At 44.6% G+C, this 17,646-nt stretch carries 14 protein-coding genes and 1 riboswitch; of the genes, 5 read left to right on the forward strand and 9 right to left on the reverse strand.

The genetic code is table 11. The features are described 5' to 3' along the window. From QM968_RS05410 to QM968_RS05420, 3 genes are all read right to left on the reverse strand, one after another. Positions 1-1,344: a CapA family protein gene (locus tag QM968_RS05410; protein WP_414382831.1), complete on the reverse strand. Its 1,344-nt coding sequence runs from the start codon at positions 1,342-1,344 to the stop codon at positions 1-3. 684 nt (positions 1,345-2,028) lie between these two features. After that, on the reverse strand, positions 2,029-2,964 hold the full coding sequence (msrB, locus tag QM968_RS05415) for a peptide-methionine (R)-S-oxide reductase MsrB (RefSeq protein ID WP_414382833.1): 936 nt from the start codon (positions 2,962-2,964) through the stop codon (positions 2,029-2,031). Between the two features lie 490 nt (positions 2,965-3,454). Further along, on the reverse strand, positions 3,455-4,390 hold the full coding sequence (locus QM968_RS05420) for a dihydroorotate oxidase (protein ID WP_414382835.1): 936 nt from the start codon (positions 4,388-4,390) through the stop codon (positions 3,455-3,457). Between the two features lie 376 nt (positions 4,391-4,766). Here QM968_RS05420 and gdhA point away from each other — a divergent pair, with 376 nt between their 5' ends. Both gdhA and QM968_RS05430 read left to right on the forward strand, forming a co-directional pair. Then, a complete protein-coding gene (gene gdhA / locus QM968_RS05425) occupies positions 4,767-6,113 on the forward strand; it encodes an NADP-specific glutamate dehydrogenase (RefSeq protein ID WP_414382837.1) in 1,347 nt (448 codons plus the stop codon). Positions 6,114-6,393: 280 nt separating this feature from the next. Beyond that, on the forward strand, positions 6,394-6,714 hold the full coding sequence (locus QM968_RS05430) for a hypothetical protein (RefSeq protein WP_414382839.1): 321 nt from the start codon (positions 6,394-6,396) through the stop codon (positions 6,712-6,714). Positions 6,715-6,906: 192 nt separating this feature from the next. On the opposite strand, the gene QM968_RS05435 is transcribed toward QM968_RS05430, so the two are convergent. After that, entirely contained in the window at positions 6,907-7,755 is an 849-nt protein-coding gene (locus QM968_RS05435; protein ID WP_414382841.1) for a mechanosensitive ion channel family protein, read from the reverse strand. Between the two features lie 138 nt (positions 7,756-7,893). Here QM968_RS05435 and sstT point away from each other — a divergent pair, with 138 nt between their 5' ends. Beyond that, positions 7,894-9,111, forward strand: coding sequence for a serine/threonine transporter SstT (gene sstT, locus QM968_RS05440; RefSeq protein ID WP_414382843.1), 1,218 nt, complete (start codon positions 7,894-7,896; stop codon positions 9,109-9,111). Positions 9,112-9,164: 53 nt separating this feature from the next. Here sstT and QM968_RS05445 read toward each other — a convergent pair whose 3' ends face one another. From QM968_RS05445 to QM968_RS05465, 5 genes are all read right to left on the reverse strand, one after another. Then, positions 9,165-10,496, reverse strand: coding sequence for an alanine/glycine:cation symporter family protein (locus QM968_RS05445; RefSeq protein ID WP_414382845.1), 1,332 nt, complete (start codon positions 10,494-10,496; stop codon positions 9,165-9,167). Between the two features lie 102 nt (positions 10,497-10,598). Further along, a riboswitch (glycine riboswitch) is annotated at positions 10,599-10,693 on the reverse strand. 129 nt (positions 10,694-10,822) lie between these two features. Beyond that, the gene (locus tag QM968_RS05450) at positions 10,823-12,241 is read right to left on the reverse strand and encodes a C69 family dipeptidase (protein ID WP_414326495.1); all 1,419 of its coding nucleotides are present in this window, start codon (positions 12,239-12,241) and stop codon (positions 10,823-10,825) included. A 440-nt stretch (positions 12,242-12,681) separates the two neighbouring features. Then, on the reverse strand, positions 12,682-15,021 hold the full coding sequence (locus QM968_RS05455) for an endonuclease MutS2 (protein ID WP_414382847.1): 2,340 nt from the start codon (positions 15,019-15,021) through the stop codon (positions 12,682-12,684). A 74-nt stretch (positions 15,022-15,095) separates the two neighbouring features. After that, the gene (locus tag QM968_RS05460; RefSeq protein WP_414382849.1) at positions 15,096-15,650 is read right to left on the reverse strand and encodes a CvpA family protein; all 555 of its coding nucleotides are present in this window, start codon (positions 15,648-15,650) and stop codon (positions 15,096-15,098) included. Between the two features lie 10 nt (positions 15,651-15,660). After that, a complete protein-coding gene (locus tag QM968_RS05465; protein ID WP_009731676.1) occupies positions 15,661-15,951 on the reverse strand; it encodes a hypothetical protein in 291 nt (96 codons plus the stop codon). A 137-nt stretch (positions 15,952-16,088) separates the two neighbouring features. Here QM968_RS05465 and rnhC point away from each other — a divergent pair, with 137 nt between their 5' ends. Then, positions 16,089-16,985: a ribonuclease HIII gene (rnhC, locus tag QM968_RS05470; protein WP_414382851.1), complete on the forward strand. Its 897-nt coding sequence runs from the start codon at positions 16,089-16,091 to the stop codon at positions 16,983-16,985. 3 nt (positions 16,986-16,988) lie between these two features. After that, complete coding sequence (lepB, locus tag QM968_RS05475; RefSeq protein ID WP_195189342.1) at positions 16,989-17,639, forward strand: signal peptidase I; 651 nt, start codon at positions 16,989-16,991, stop codon at positions 17,637-17,639. Positions 17,640-17,646: the final 7 nt, after the last annotated feature.

The following is a 17,646-nucleotide window of genomic DNA, read 5'->3' on the forward strand; positions in this document are numbered from 1 at the left end:
CTATTCCTTTCCACTCTGAGGCCAGTCCAAGTGAACATGTTCCTTCATTTCTCGGTAGGCCGTGTCCACTCTCTCCTTGGTCTCCTCATCCAGCTTGTCGCGGTATTTGCCACCCTGGATAAAATCTTCCAAAATATAGGTCTGGTACTTGTACAACTCATAGCCTTCAGGGGAATAGGCCCCCTTCGGAGTTCGACTAACCCAGGTTGGATGAGCAGTAGCCGTCTTAATCTTTGTCTTGCGGCCAACCTTTTCGATGGTCACATCCATCAAGACTCCTCGCTCTGTCCACTGGGCAGTCTCCACGTCCCCCATGGTTTCCAGACGCTGATTAGAAAGGAAATTCCCCATCGAGTAGATGATGAGCTTGTTTTGACCATCTTTATTGACCACTTCAGCAGGCTCTACAACATGAGGATGTCCGCCAAAGACCAGATCAGCTCCCCATGAAATCATCTTATGGTAGAGCTCTTTTTGCTCTTCTGTCGGCTCCAACTGGTATTCGATTCCCATCTGGGGCATGACAATAGTGATATCAGCCTCTTGCTCTGCCTTTTGGATCTCCGCCTTCATCCGCTCTTCATCCAAATCAGACAAGATATCTGCTTGCTCCTCTGGAGTGAGCGTCGTTTCCATCCCATTAAAGCCGTAAGCATAGGCTAGAATAGCAATCTTGATGCCATTTACTTCCTTGATCACCAAGGGAGCTTGCCCTCTCTTTTCATGCGTGTAGACACCGACAGGTGTGATGCCTGCATCTTCAAAGGCCTTGGCTGTCGAATAGACCCCATCAAGGCCTGAATCCAAGATATGGTTGTGTCCCAAATCCATGACATCATAACCAGCATCCTTGATGGCTGGTACGACTTCGCTCGGCGCATTAAAGAGAGGATAACCTGACAAATAGTAATCCGGGTTAATAGTTCCCTCAAAATCACCCAAGGCCAGATCCGCTTTTTGTAGCCAGGGTTTGACATACTCATAATTTTCATGAAAATCATAGGTCCCGTCTTCTTTTTGCGCGCTCATATAGACCAGATCGTGGTAGAGCTGGTCTCCATTGGCCATGATCCGCGCTGTATGAGGAATCTGGTCAGCCGGTGTATTTGTCTTGTACACAACCTCTGGCCGTTCGGTTGCGGTGATCGGAAAACCTTGAAACTTTTGCACCCACAAGATGGCATTGGCCACGATAAAAACGACAGACAAGAGCACATAGACAAACTGTTCATTGGTCAGCTGAATTCTTGAAAAGAGACGATCAAAAACCCAATCAAAGGCCGCCGATAGCTCTTTTCCCATCGTCTTGATGGTCCCTTTCACATTCTCCCACTTCTCTAACATTCCTACCTCTTCTTCCTACCTAGTTTCTCCAATGATCCACTATATCCACCAACAGATTAAGCTTTCATTGAAATACTTTCTCTTCATTGTATCACAATTTTTAAGAGGAGAAAAAAAGTTCTGTAAAACAGAACTTTTAAATGATTGGATAGTAAAAGAATGGTTTCTTCAAAGCAGAAAACATCATCACGATTTTCAACTGATGCAAGCATCTACTGAAACTTTCCGCTGTGAGAAAAGTGAGAGTGGGACAGAAATCGGTCATTCGTTAGAATTCGATTTCGTCGTCTCACCTCCGCACAGTTGAGTAGGGCTGTAAAAGCTGATGAAATCAGCGTAGTAGAGCCCACTCAACCACTGCGTCGTGCTCGATAATCCAAAGACAATTGAGAGGCTAGGACTTTTGTCCCAGGCACTCGGGAGTTTTGAAAGTAAAACAGTTCGGGGAACTGTTTTAGCCTGAGCCTAAAAATTGAAAAGCGAAGGGGTTCAAAACGAATTGAACACGGGCTGCGGATTGTGTCAAAAAGATAAGTTTTCCTAGAATCAAAAGATTCTGCGTCAAACTTCCTATTTTGACTGTATCCGCGGACGCCCTTTGTATCATAATTTAGTCATGGAACTTTTATAAAGTTCGCTGACGTCCGTACTCACCTAAGGAAAGTTTCTAAGATGCTTTTTCTATTATCTTAATGCTTTTAACAAATAACCATAACCCTCTTGCTCCATTTCCTCTTTTGGAATAAAGCGCAGAGAGGCCGAATTGATACAGTATCGAAGGCCACCTAGATCTTTTGGTCCATCGGTGAAGACATGGCCGAGATGGGCATTGCCCGAGCGGGACCGAACTTCAATCCGCTCCATCCTGTGGCTATAGTCCTGGTAATAGTGGACGACATCTTTGGCAATGGGACGGGAGAAACTTGGCCAGCCACAGCCAGACGCAAACTTATCCTTTGCAAAAAAGAGAGGTTCCCCAGTCGTAATATCCACATAGATGCCCTCTTCAAAAGTCTGGTCATAGGCATTGTGGAAAGGACGCTCCGTCGCACTTTCTTGGGTGACTTGGTACTGCTCTGCTGTCAGTTTCGCCTTTAAAGTTTCTTGATCTGGTTTCTGATAAGCTGCTGGATCAATCAAGGGTTGCTCAGCATCTGTCACATCGATATGGCAATAGCCCCCAGGATTCTTCTTGAGGTAGTCTTGATGGTAGTCCTCAGCCAGGATGTAGTGACGCATGGGCTCTAGCTCCACCGCGATCTTGCTGCCCAGTTGCTTTTCTTCTTCCGCAAACACTTGGGCGATCACCTCACGATCCGCCTCGTCCAGGTAATAGACGCCTGTTCGATATTGGCGACCTCGATCATTTCCCTGCTTGTTAATAGACAAGGGATCGATCACCCGAAAATAGTAGAGCAGAATCGCTCGTAGGGTGATTTTATCTGGATCGTAGATGACTTGTACGGTCTCTGCATGATCCGTTTCCTTGATTAATTGGTAATTGGTCGTTTCTACCTGGCCATTGGCATAGCCCACCGTCGTCTGTTCTACACCGGGGATCCGTGAAAAATACTCCTCTAAGCCCCAAAAACAGCCCCCTGCTAGATAAATCTCTGCCATCTTTTTTCCTCGCTTCCTGCATTCTCTATGTGGAACGCTTGACATCTATTAGCTCCATCATAATCCAAGAGCCTCAGATTTTCAAGGATTCTGCATCAAAAATCCCTTCTACTATACTAGTAAAAGGGACAGAGGCATTCCCACTTATTTTTCAAATAAGAAAAAGAGTGAGTAATAGAAATTCCAAAACGAAATGCTTAGCTGATGTAGAAAATCATGAAGGACTACCATGACCAACACCTCCTCTGAATTTTTTTCAGATATAATTTTAGTAACACATACAAAACCACCGTCTCACCCTAGAACTGTGACTGAAGCTTCACAGCCTCATCATGCCAGTGATCATAAACTCCTTCTCACCTCCATTGTACTCCTTTTTCTCTCTATATAAATGGAGAATTCCTAAAACTAGGAACAGAATGCACTCTCTGGATAAGAAATCTAAAAAAACTTCCCCAAGAATCTACTTGAGGAAGTTCTTTTCGAAAGATTAGTCAATGTAGTGCAATTTTCCACGGAAGTCTTCCAGGCTTTGGTAGCCTTTTTCCTCCATAATAGCTTTGAGCTCAGCTGTAATACGCTCGAAAGCCCCAACTCCTTCTTTATGAAGTGTGGTTCCGATTTGCACCATACTAGCGCCACAAAGGATATGTTCAAAGGCATCGCGACCAGTCAAGACCCCACCGGTTCCCACTATCTGAATTTCTGGATTCAAACGTTGGTAAAAGGCATGGACATTGGCCAGAGCAGTTGGTTTGATGTACTCGCCACCAATTCCACCAAAACCGTTCTTCGGACGGATCACTACGGTTTCATCCTCGATATAGAGACCATTTCCGATCGAGTTGACACAGTTGACAAACTTGAGCGGGTATTTGTTAAAAATCGTTGCAGCTTGATCAAAGTGGACAATATCAAAGTAAGGTGGTAACTTGATGCCAAGAGGTTTGGTGAAATAGGCAAAGACCTCTGACAAGATCCGATCCGTCGTCTCAAAGTCATAAGCAATCTGAGGTTTTCCAGGGACATTAGGGCAAGAAAGGTTCAGTTCTGTCAAGCCTTTAAAGTCGCTGTCCTGCACCTTTTTCAAGATGGTATGGGTCTCTTCGGGCGACATGCCGACAAGAGATAAGAAGAAGGTCCGGTCAGGATCTGTTTCTTGCAACTCTAATAGGTAATCCAAATAATAATCCAATCCTTGGTTAGGTAGCCCCATCGAATTGATTGAGCCAAGTGGCACATCTTGGTAGCGTGGCTCTGGATTTCCAGCACGGAATTCCAGAGTTGCTGTCTTGGTCACAAAAGTCCCAGCAGCTGAATTCTTCACTTCCTCTAATTCCTCAGTAGTCATACAGGCTACACCCGCCGCATTCATCAGGCAGTTGTCAAATTCAAAACCAGCAATTTGCGTCTTTGTTGATACCATCTTCTTCTCCTTGAAATAAATTCCTACAGTCATTATAGCACGAAAAAAAGAATTCATGCCTAGAAAACTAAAAAAGAGAAAGGATCGTCCGGAAATAGTAAGAAATTACTCAAGAAAGAGTAGCTTTTTTCTCTAGGAATAGCTAAAAATCGTATCATCATTTCAACCGGACTCAGTCCAAGATAGGGATCTTTTTGACATCGTCCATCAGCTGTGAAAATTTTCAGAAAATTCAACTTTTTTCTTTACAAGTCAAAAAAAGTCTGTTATAATGATCCACGTAATAAAACATGACATTGCTTTCAGCAGTGCCTCCATATACCAGTATGTTCGCTAACCTACTGGCATTCGTTTCAATAAAAAAAGGAGAAACAAGATGACAACTGCAAAAGAATATATCCAAAGCACTTTCGAAACTGTAAAAGCTCGTAACGGCCATGAAGCAGAATTCCTTCAAGCTGTTGAAGAGTTCCTCAGCACTTTGGAACCTGTATTTGAAAAACATCCAGAATACATTGAAGAAAATATCTTGGCTCGCATTACTGAGCCAGAACGCGTGATTTCTTTCCGTGTTCCTTGGGTTGACTGTGATGGAAAGGTTCAAGTGAACCGTGGTTACCGTGTTCAATTCAACTCAGCTGTCGGTCCTTACAAAGGCGGACTTCGTTTCCACCCAACTGTTAACCAAGGGATCTTGAAATTCCTCGGATTTGAACAAATCTTCAAAAACGTCTTGACTGGCCTTCCTATCGGTGGTGGTAAAGGTGGATCAGACTTTGATCCTAAAGGCAAGACTGATGCGGAAGTGATGCGCTTCTGCCAAAGCTTCATGACTGAATTGCAAAAACACATCGGTCCTTCTCTTGACGTGCCTGCCGGTGATATCGGAGTTGGTGGACGTGAGATTGGTTACCTTTACGGACAATACAAACGTCTTCGCCAATTTGACGCTGGTGTCTTGACTGGTAAACCTCTTGGTTTCGGTGGTAGCTTGATCCGTCCAGAAGCAACTGGTTACGGTTTGGTTTACTATACGGAAGAAATGCTCAAAGCCAACGGCGACAGCTTTGCTGGTAAGAAAGTCGTGATCTCAGGTTCTGGTAACGTTGCTCAATACGCTCTTCAAAAAGCAACTGAACTTGGTGCAACTGTTATCTCTGTATCTGACTCAAACGGTTACGTGATCGACGAGAACGGTATTGACTTCGACCTTCTTACAGACGTCAAAGAAAAACGTCGTGCACGTTTGACTGAATACGCTGCAGAAAAACCAACTGCTACCTACTACGAGGGTTCTGTATGGACTTACGCTGGTCACTATGACATCGCACTTCCATGTGCAACTCAAAATGAAATCGATGGCGATGCTGCTAAACGTTTGGTCGCTCAAGGTGTGAAAGTTGTCTCTGAAGGAGCCAACATGCCTAGCGACCTTGAAGCCATTAAAGTCTACAAAGAAAACGGCATCCTTTATGGACCTGCTAAAGCTGCCAATGCTGGTGGGGTAGCTGTATCTGCTCTTGAAATGAGCCAAAACAGCCTCCGTCTTTCATGGACACGTGAAGAAGTGGATGGTCGTTTGAAAGACATCATGACCAACATCTTCAACACTGCTAAAACAACTGCAGAAACTTACGGACTTGGTAAAGATTACCTTGCAGGCGCCAACATCGCTGCCTTTGAAAATGTCGCAAACGCGATGATTGCACAAGGTCTTGTATAATCAATCGATATTTTTCTTTGAGACCTTCGGGTCAAAGCCTCTCAACTCTTGAAACCAGTGTGTTTCAGGAGTTTTTTGTAGCTACTGATCTCTTTAGGGACAATTGGTCCCAAGGGAAGAAAGTCATTTTTAAAGAAAGGAATCTTAACCATCATTAGAGGTGAGAGATTTGAGTCTTGTCTTTTTCTGTATCTTTTTCTAAAAAAATTTTATTTTTTTACGTTCCCCCCTTGCATTTTTAATAAATTAGTATTAAACTATAGCAAAAGGAGGTGCGCTTATGTTTCATTTTGCTCAAGACAAGTCAACTACCATTGAGTTCCTTAAATCTGAATTGATGCAACTGCTTTCTGATATGCGTCAGGAGATTGCAGCAAGCCGTCAAACACAGACTTGTACTGCTTGCCAGCACATCCAACACTGCATTAACAAGATCCAAAGGGCAAAAAGTTCCGTAGCCATAGCCCTCACCATCGAATCACTGGATCTTGAAATCACTGCCCTATTGCGCAAGCAATTATTGATCTTACCACCTAAAGCTCGAAAGATTTGGGATCAGATTAAATATTTGGATGACAAATACTGCCACTTAAGATCGTAACATCGATTAAAAAGAGAGTGGGACAGAAATCGGTAATTCGTTAGAATTCGATTTCGTCGTCCCACCTCCGCACAGTTGAGTAGGGCTGTAAAAGCTTATGAAATCAGCGTTGTAGAGCCCACTCAACCACTGCGTCTTGCTCGACAATCCAAAAACAATTAAGAGGCTAGGACTTTTGTCCCAGCCTCTTTTTTACATGATTCCGTTATTTGCTGTTGGAAGGTTGATTCCTGCTTCCATCAAGGCATCATGATAGAGTTTATAGTAAGTATGATAAACAGTAACCTGGGTTCCATTTTGAGCGGTCATAGCAATACGGAAGGAATAGCGACCACTTTTTTCGATCTGTGGGCCTAAAATGGTAGGGCCTGTCAACACTTCTGGATGCTTATCTTGTTGAGACTGATTGACCTGAGCGATAACCTGGTAGATCTTGTCAAGATCTGTATTCGCATCTAGTGGAATATCTACCAACACGCGCATATCTCCACGAGAAAGATTGCTGACGACAGTGATATTGCGATTCGGGACAAAGTGGAGAGTCCCGTCAAAATCACGTACTTGAGTTGTCCGAATTCCCACACTGCTAACGATGCCGGCAATATTAATAGAACCATTGGTAAGTCGGACATTGTCCCCCACATCCAGCTGGCGTTCTAAAAGGATAAAGAAACCATTGACCAAATCGGAAAGGAAGCCCTGGGCTCCCATCCCGATAGCCACCCCAGCAATCCCAGCACCAGCCAATAGACTAGAGACTGGAAGACCCAGGATCGACAAAATCCAGTAAATCAATATAAAATACAAGCAGTAGTTCAAGAGACTCTCTACTAAACGGAGAATGGTTTTTTTACGGGCTTCATCCTGCACCGTATACTTAAAGGAAGGAGTTAATATCCGCTTGACCAGGCTATGGATGACCTTTTTAGCGATGAAAAATAAGAGAAAGACAAAAATCAGGGAGATGCATTTTGAAATTAGGTCATCAAAAATCTTTGTCCAGTCTATTTTACTGAAATAACGTTGGAAAATTTGACTCATTTATTCGGGCCCTTCTAGCAAATAATAGTTTGATTATATCAAATATTCGGAAATGACGCTATTTTTTTCTAAATTGCATTGCTTTTACCCCCTAACTATCGTATAATATTCCTTAACTATTTTTTTAGGGGGTCTCGTATGTTTCATCGGCTGATTACCACTTGGAATAAAACCAACCTCATGAAGCGGATCGCGATTGGGATTGTACTTGGTGTTATTCTCGCACTTCTCTTCCCAAAAGCAACTGCTATTGGACTTTTAGGAGAGTTCTTCGTCGGAGGACTACGTGCCATCGCACCCCTTCTGGTCTTTGCGCTCGTCGCAAATGCCCTCTCCCAACACCAAAAAGGGACAGAGACCAATATGAAAAAGGTCATTATCCTCTATCTCTTAGGAACCTTTGCGGCAGCCTTTATTGCTGTCTTGGTCAATTATCTATTCCCAATCACCATTACCTTAACTGGGAAAGCGGCCGAAGGCTCCTCTCCAAATGGAATTGGCGAAGTCATTAGTAATCTTTTGCTCAAGATCGTCGACAACCCTGTCAATGCCTTGCAACAAGCCAACTACATTGGGATCCTTTCTTGGGCAACTGTCTTTGGAATTGCCATGAGAGAAGCCAGTGAACATAGTAAAGACCTCTTGCAAACCCTAGCAGATATCACATCAAAAATTGTCGAGTGGATTATCAATCTAGCTCCATTTGGGATATTGGGCTTGGTCTATACGACGATCGCTGGCCAAGGACTCAGTGCCCTTAGTAACTACGGGATTCTCTTGCTAGTATTGGTGGGAACGATGGCTTTTGTCGCTCTGGTCATCAATCCTTTGATTGTTTTCATGATGATCCACAAGAACCCTTATCCCCTTGTTTGGAAATGTCTTCGCATCAGTGGGGTGACAGCCTTCTTTACAAGAAGCTCAGCGGCGAACATTCCTGTCAATATGCGCCTTTGTGAAGAGCTGGGTCTCAATCCAGATACCTACTCTGTTTCTATCCCTCTTGGATCGACCATTAACATGGCAGGTGCAGCGGTAACCATCAATACCTTAACCCTTGCAGCAGCCAATACTTTAGGGATTCAGGTTGACTTTGGAACGGCGCTTATCCTCAGTGTTGTGGCAGCTATCTCAGCCTGCGGGGCATCCGGAGTTGCGGGAGGATCTCTCCTTCTGATCCCTGTTGCTTGTAGCCTCTTTGGCATCACCAATGATCTGGCCATGCAAGTCGTCAGTGTCGGCTTTATCATCGGGGTCATTCAAGACTCTTGCGAAACAGCCCTCAACTCATCAACAGATGTACTCTTCACAGCAGTCGCTGAGATGAGTAGCTGGCCAAAAGAAAAACGCTATTAAAAGATCCTATCTCAAATAGACAATAAAACCCAGACCTCGCGATCTGGGTTTTATTATTTCTTAAAGTAGCCTTTACTTTCTTTGATAATGACTGGGGAGAGGGCCAAGAGCGCAATCAAGTTGGGTAGAGCCATAAGCCCATTGACGATATCTGCAATCACCCAGACCAGATCTAATTTTAGGAAACCGCCTAGTCCAACCATTAAGACAAAGAAGATCCGGTAGAGATTGATATGTTTGACACCAAACAGGAATTCGAAACACCGTTCTCCGTAGTAAGACCATCCAAGAATGGTCGTTGTCGCAAACAGCACCAAGCACAGCGTTAAGATAATGCCTCCAACTGGGCCAAAGACACCTGTAAACGTATCCTGAGTCAAGGTACTCGTGCTGCCCTTCGCCATCCACTCACCTGATACCAGAAGAGACAGCCCTGTCAAACTACAGATGATAATGGTATCAATAAAGGTCCCTGTCATCGAGATCAAGCCCTGCTCGACAGGTTCATTGGTCTTCGCAGCTGCTGCTGCAATGGGAGCCGATCCAAGGCCCGATTCATTGGAGAAGACACCACGCGCCACCCCTTTTTGGATGGCCATTTTGACCGTTGCTCCTGCAAAACCTCCCATGGCTGCAGTCCCTGTGAAGGCACTTGAAAAGACCGATTTTAAAGCTGGAAGCAATTGGTCCAGATGCAAGGCAATGATCGTGACAGTCGCAAAGATATAGGCAGCAGCCATAAAAGGAACCACCTTTTCAGAGACTTTGGAAATCCAGTGAATCCCACCAAAGATAACGGTCGAAACGATGAGGGCAATCACCACACTAGCCACTTCTGGTGCTGTGCCAAAACTTGCGTGGAGAGAGCCTATGATAGAATTGACCTGGGTCATGGTTCCGATCCCAAAGAGGGCCACTAGAACTCCTGCAACCGCAAAGAAAATAGCTAGCGGTCGCCACTTCTCTCCCATTCCGTGAAGAATGTAGTACATGGGACCACCCGAAATAAGGCCATTGTCATCCTTGGTCCGATAACGAATGGCTAAGAGCCCTTCTGCATACTTGGTCGCCATTCCAAAGAAGGCTGCCATCCACATCCAAAAGAGGGCCCCTGGGCCACCTGTCTGAATCGCTGTTGCTACCCCTACGATATTGCCTGTTCCCACTGTGGCAGCTAGAGCTGTCGCCAGTGCTCCAAAGCTCGAGATATCCCCATGCCCCTCATCTTCTGTAAAGATCAGGCGAAAAGCTTTTGGAAGGTAGCGTATCTGAAGCAAGCCCAAGCGAAGGGTCAGGTAGATCCCTGTCCCTACCAAGAGCACCAAAAGCGGGGCGCCCCACACTAGATTATCGAGTTGCTGAAAAAACTGCAATACATGATCCATTCTTTGCCTCCTTTTTCATCGACCGCTCGACAGAAAAGAGAAAAAGAAAGAGTACATGTCAAACATGCACTCTGGTCCTGCTTAAAATAGGGGACTTCCCCTATTCTTCGCTCTGTCCTTTTACCTGAGAGTTTGAGTAGATGCATCCTCTACCTTGCCCCTTCGGTGCCATTTCTGGTCTCTCCAGAGTTCCGTCCATTCACAGTCACTCACGCTCCTGCAAACTTCATTCGGTCGTATGTAATTTTCTCTATTCTAATTGATTTTCAAAACTTTGTCAAAGATTAATGAAAATATCTTGCAAGATTTCTGCAAATGCACGGTTTTTAATCACTCAAGGAGAAGTGATTGGTCATGAGGTTGCTAGCATCTAGCAAAATCTTGTCTAAGAGTTGATCTGTCGCTTCCTGGATTTGATCACTCATGGCTTGGTTTTCCGCCTCAAAATCGACGGTTTCACCTGCTGCAAGGGCACGATCGACTTTATTGATGCGTGCATGTCCCCAAGCCATTGTCGATTCTTGGTAGTCATCTAGATCCCCAACATGGTGAGCATAGTGAGGATCTGCTAGTCCTGCAATAATCCGGTTAGCCCAGTAAAAGGAATTAGTCGTGACTTTAGCTGTCGTATTGGCAAAGTAGTCTGGCGTTGTATCCACTTGGGTAAAGAAAGGGACAGCTGTGTTGTATGGCATGGAGCCGTAAGAAAGCCATTGGATGCCTGTCGTTTCCTGTGGTTTATTGGGACGCAATTGAAGAATCGCTGTCTGACTGGTCCGGTTGATCCCGATTGTCCGGAAGGTCCGCTGACTTACCTGATCTCCTTCTGGTCCATATGGATCGTAGATGGTATCTTGGTAGTGGTTGCTCAAGACATATTTGACATCTTCAATCGTCACCTTGCGATAGGGCTTTTGACACCAAGGAATCTCAAAATTCCGTGGATCCTGCTCGATTTCAGGATTTAGGAAACGCTGGATGGCCCAAGCCCGCGGTGTATTGTAGTGGCGGTCCTTGTCTTTTTGGCTACCAAAAGCATAGCGTGGATTGAAACCTTTACCTTTTTGATCCAGAATCAAATGGTGCTCTGCGACAAAGTTCTCAAGATCTGGGTCACAGAGAAACTCGTCTGGATTTCCAAATTCAAAATAATCACTTCCCAGTTGGTTCGGGTTGGTCACATAGGCATCATCTGGGACACGGCGTGCCATCCAGTGGTGACCTCCGATGGTTTCCAACCACCAGATTTCATGGACATCTGAAATAGCAATCCCATTAGACTCATAGGTTCCGTACTCTTCTAAAATCTTTCCGAGACGCAAAACCCCTTCGCGGGCAGTCTTGACATAAGGCAAGACCAAGGTCAGCATGTCTTCCTCACCGATGCCACTCTCTACAAGAGGATCTGCCCCTAGCACACGGCTATTGGTCGTAATGGTCTCTGTTTCACTCATGGCAACATTATAGACATTGATCCCAGCTTCTCCCCAGATCCCGTCCTTAGGAATGGCATCTGGAACTGCTGTATAGCGAACTGGATTATCTGGTAAGTCAATCTCAAAAGTGGATAAGACAGACTTGTAATGACGCGGTTGATCTTCTGGTTTGACCACGATCCATTTCTTAGGTGTAAAGGCCCCATTTTGAGAATCCTCTGTCCGTGCTACAATCGTTGAACCATCATAGCTAGCATTTTTTCCGACTAGAATCGTTGTACACGAATCTGCACTTTCACGTTTACGCATGCGTATCCTCCCAAATCATTCATTGCCTTTATTATAGCACTTTTAAAAAGAAGGACCTACTGAAAATCAGATTTAAAAGCGAATCCTTTTCATCGGCTCTCAATCATTTTCATGATGTCAGATGTAAAAAAACCTAGCTGATAAACAGCAAGATTTTAGAATGTAGATAAAATTTTTACTTAAAACAACTTAACTGATATAGAATAATTAAAACTGATACATACTAATAGGCTCATTCAAACATACACTGAAACTTTCCGCCGTGAGAAAAGTGTCTGAAACACAATTGTTTCAGACACTCGGAAGTTTTGAGACCTTAGGCTCAAAACTAAGTCATGGAACTTCTTCGAAGTTCGCTGACGTCCGTACTCACCTAAGGAAAGTTGCTAAGATAGCTTTTTCTTTAATCTGAATCTAGCTGATAAACAGCTAGGATTCGATTAGCCTTTAAACGTGACAATAGTTGCACCGCTTCCACCTGCATTTTGTGGGGCATATTCAAAACTCTTGACATGCTTGTTGCGGCGGAGGTATTTGGTCACCCCTTCACGGATGACCCCTGTCCCAATCCCGTGGATGATATCGACTTGGGCCATGTTGTTGAGCAGAGCCTGATCGATAAAATCATCTAGCTCTTGCATGGCCTCTTCATAGCGTTTTCCACGGAGGTCCAGACGCGCTCTCGGCCCGCTCGTGTTTGAGCGCTTGACGACATTCACCTGGCGTTTCTTAGGTTGAGCCGCTTCTTTTTCAACCTTGATAAGGTTGAATTCTTTTTCTTCCAAGGTCATCTTGATCAAGCCGACTTGCGCCTCCCAGCGCCCATCTTTGAGTTGCTTGACTAGGGTTCCGCGTTGCCCATAGCTGATAACCAGGATTTCATCTCCGACCTTAGGAGCACGCGCCTTCTTGGCTTTTTTCAAGACCTTATTTTTAGAAAGATCGACGGTCTCAGGAGCTAGTTTTTTCAACTGAGCCTTGGCCTCAATGATCTCATGTGGCTTCAACTGAGATTTGGCGTGAAGACCTTGAAGGATGCGGTCACTCTCTGAAAGTGCCATGTCCACAATTTCCTTGGCTTCTTCTCTTGCCTTATTGAGCTCTGTTTCCCTCTCTCGAGTCAGCTCGTTATAGAGCTTTCGAAGAGCGCGATTGAATTTGAGATTTTCTTGCTCCACTTCTTGAATGGTATCCAAGCGCTTGCGACTCTCTAAGGTCTGCGCCTCCAGTTTTTCAATAATCTGATTGACATCATTGTCCGTATTGGTCATCTTCATGGCATCCTGGATAATGGTCTCAGACAAGCCCAAACGGCGGGCGATCTCAAAAGCATTGGAGCGACCAGGAACTCCTTGCATAAAGCGATAGGTCGGGCGCAGACTCGTTGTGTCAAACTCCATGCTAGCATTTTGCACCCCATCAGTCTCAATTCCATAAGCCTTGAGCTCTGGATAGTGGGTTGTCGCCATGGTCTTAATCCCGCGTAAGCGCAGGTCTTCTAAGATGGCAATGGCAAGGCCAGCCCCCTCTTGGGGATCGGTTCCAGCACCCAACTCATCCAGAAGGATCAAGGAGGCGGTATCTACTTGATGTAAGATCGATACGATATTGGTCATATGACTGGAGAAGGTCGACAAGCTCTGCTCGATCGATTGTTCATCTCCAATATCTGCAAAGACTTGTGAGAAGATGCCCACACGACTACCTGGATCCGCTAGGATGGGAAGACCAGACTGGGCCATAATTTGCGCTAGTCCCAGCGTTTTTAGCATGATGGTTTTACCACCTGTATTGGGACCAGTAATCACGATTTCAGTCAAGTCCTCGGTAAAATGCAGGTCATTCGCGACGGCATTCTCAATCAAGGGATGACGCACTTGCAAGAGCTGAATCGAGCGATTGTTAGTCACTTCTGGGACCACTGCCTTGAAATCGCGCATAAATCGATACTTGGCCTTGATCAAGTCCAAGTGTCCAATAATCCAGGCATTATTTGCAATTTCTGCTGCATGAGGGCGCAGGGTGTCAGATAATTCCTCCAGAATCTGAATAATCTCATACCGCTCATCAGCTCTATGATTGGCAATTTCTTCATTGAGATTAACCACTGCACGAGGCTCGATATAAACAGTATTCCCACTGGCAGAGATATCATGAACCACCCCTGCAATGCGGTTTCGATAGGTGTTTTTTACCGGCAGAACATTTCGCCCATTTCGACTAGCAACTACAGCATCCGCCAACATATCGGCTTTACTTTTCAACAGGTCTTGCAGAATCTCTCTGACCTGGTGTTCATTTTCCTGGATGCGGCGACGGATTTTAGCCAATTTTTCACTGGCAAAAGACTCGACAAAGCCTCCTTCGTTGATAGCTTGTAGCCCTCCTTGTAAGCGGGGCAAATCCACCAAGTTGTCAAAGAGGCGATGGAGCCTTTCCAAACGGACATTTTCCAAGTTTTCGTAAAAATCCTTGAGCTCATGTGTCACTCGAAGAACTGCTTTTAAAGCCAGTAATTCATCGATATTGAGGGCCGCCTCCATCTCCAAACGCTTGGTCACTGGACGGACATCTTGGATGGTCGATACTGCAAAGCGTGAATCTTCCAAGAGGATCTGCTCCATATCCTCTAGCTCCATAAAGGCCGTTTCGATGCTTTCTTTTTTATCAGTTGGAGTAAGGACTGCTAGCTCCATCTCCCCTTGCTCTGTCTGTAAATAGGGTTCAAAGAGCTGCTTGACCTTGTCAAACTCCAGAATATCTAAGATTTTTTTGTTCATTTTTCTCCTACAAAAAAAGTGAGCGTACGTCCTTGAGTCGTACTTGTCTCACTCCTTTCTTCCTGTCTTGCTCCTTAAGCCCCGACGATCGCAGTTACCCACAAATTGTGGAACAGACTTGAACTAATCGGGGTATGAAGGATGATAAAGCGGATCAAGCCGCTTGCATTTAGTCTATTTTGGATGGAAACCATGGGAACAGTTGAAAGGACGGTTAAGCCCATCTGGATGACCAAGAGAGTTATCACCACGGCGATCACACCTGCTCCAATTTGATACTTGCGCTCCTCCAGTTTTTCTGGCTGGGGAACCAAGTGCATAAAGATTCCAATCACACGGCCGATTAAATAAACAACCGCAAAAATCGCCACATAGGCCAGACCTGCATAAAAAATTTCATCTAACTGAAACAAGTAGTGATTGGAATAAAAATAATTCACCGATTCTTGGGTGGGACTCGAAAAAGGGACCCATAGAGATAAAATCTTAGCCAAGCTCTTGTAACTAGCACCTGCAATCAAGAGGGCCAAGATGGTCACTAGAAAATAGTAGGCCTGCAGAATAATCCCTCTTGCAAAGCCAATATAAAAGCTCCATGCCAAAATCAATAAGATTAAGAAAGTTAACATGTATCTCCTCTTATTTAGATGATTTATCCTTTAAGTCGTCTAAAGCTTTGCGACGAAAATCATCTAGTTCTGTTTCCTTGTCGTCAAACTCAATCTCTCGATTCAGTTGCATAGACAAACTATTTACTGCCAATAAAATGGCGATGGTTTCATCGTCAGCCTCCGGCATTTGTTCTTTAATTGCTTGGTATTTTTCTCTTGCAACACGTTCGACTTCTTCCATAAACAAATTATCATGGTTGGTTGTTAAAGTGAGCGCTTTGTTTCCAAATGTAAATTTATATCTATTTAAGCTCGCCATAAAAATCACCTCACGGTATTATATCAAAAAAGGGGCGCTTTGTCAGTAGCAAAGGCCCTCTTCAAGGCGATTTTCTTAAGGGATTCTTTCTTTCTTTTTGCTCCCTCTCTCCCTGAATTTGTGGTACAATAGTGGTTATGGAAAGTATGACACTCACTCCAACACAGGAGCAAATCCTTGATTTTGTCCATACCTATCGCAGTTCTCTCACTCAAAGCAAGAACCCACATATGGATTATTTCTTTCGACTAGAGGGAGCGACCGTTTCGATCTACAAGTCTGGAAAGGTCCTGCTCCAGGGCAATGACCTCACTCCTTACCTGACCTTTTTCGGGCAAGATGCTGGGAACCTTAAGCGTTCTACTTCATCTGCACGACAAGATCTAGCCATGATCGGAACCGATGAGGTCGGAAACGGCTCTTATTTTGGTGGACTCACCGTTGTCGCATCCTTTGTGACACCTGACCAGCACGACTGGCTCAAAAAGCTCGGTGTTGGAGATTCTAAGACCTTGGATGATCGAAAAATTCAGCAATTGGCTCCTCTCCTTGAGGAAAATATCCAGCACCAAGCACTCTTATTGTCTCCAAAGAAGTATAATGAAGTGATCGCTTCTGGTTACAATGCTGTTTCGGTCAAGGTAGCCCTGCACAATCAGGCCATCTACCTTCTATTAAATACAGGAGTTCAAGCAGAGCGAATTGTGATTGATGCCTTTACAACTGCTAAAAACTACCAAAAATACGTAAAAGCTGAAAAAAATCAGGTCTCCCAAGCTATTGAGTTGGAAGAAAAAGCAGAAGGTAAGTATTTAGCTGTAGCGGTTAGTTCCATCATCGCCCGCAATCTCTTCCTTCAAAATCTGGAAGATCTGGGCAAAGAACTGGGCTTTAATCTCCCTAGTGGAGCAGGGCCTAAATCAGACCAAGTCGCTGCTAAATTGCTCCAGACCTACGGGATGAAAGCTTTGGATTATTGTGCCAAACTCCATTTTAAAAACACAGAAAAAGCAAAGAAATTACTAGAAAGATAAGTTATGTCAAAAAGAAGTTCAAAACATACATCTAGCTCACCAGTGGTGAGATTCCTTAAAGAATGGGGCCTCTTCAGTATCATTGTTGGTCTCATCATCGCCTCTCGCATTTATCTCTGGGCTCCTGTCAAGGTGGATGGCCATTCGATGGATCCTACCTTAGCTGATAGCGAGTACCTTCTTGTGGTCAACCATCTCTCGATCGATCGCTTCGACATTGTCGTTGCTAGCGAAAAAGACGACGACGGCAAAACCAAGGACATTGTCAAACGGGTCATCGGTCTTCCTGGAGATACCATCCAGTATGACAACGATACCCTCTATATCAATGGAAAGAAAACCGATGAGCCCTATTTAAAAGACTACATCGCTCGCTTCAAAAAAGATAAATTGCAATCGACCTACACTGGAAAAGGGTTCGAAGAAAATGGAGAACTCTTCCGCCAATTGGCCAATACAGCCCAAGCCTTTACGGTAGACAAGGATGGCAATACAAAATTCACCTTGAAGTTACTGGACAATGAATACCTCTTACTTGGAGACGACCGGATCGTTTCAAAAGATAGCCGTCAGGTCGGAGCTTTCAAAAAAGAACAAATCAAAGGGCAAGCCGTCTTTAGACTTTGGCCTATCTACCCCTTCAAAACGTATTAGTATAGAT

The sequence above is a fragment of the Streptococcus sp. OMI870 genome, from assembly GCF_047460295.1.
In the GTDB taxonomy this organism is placed as follows: domain Bacteria; phylum Bacillota; class Bacilli; order Lactobacillales; family Streptococcaceae; genus Streptococcus.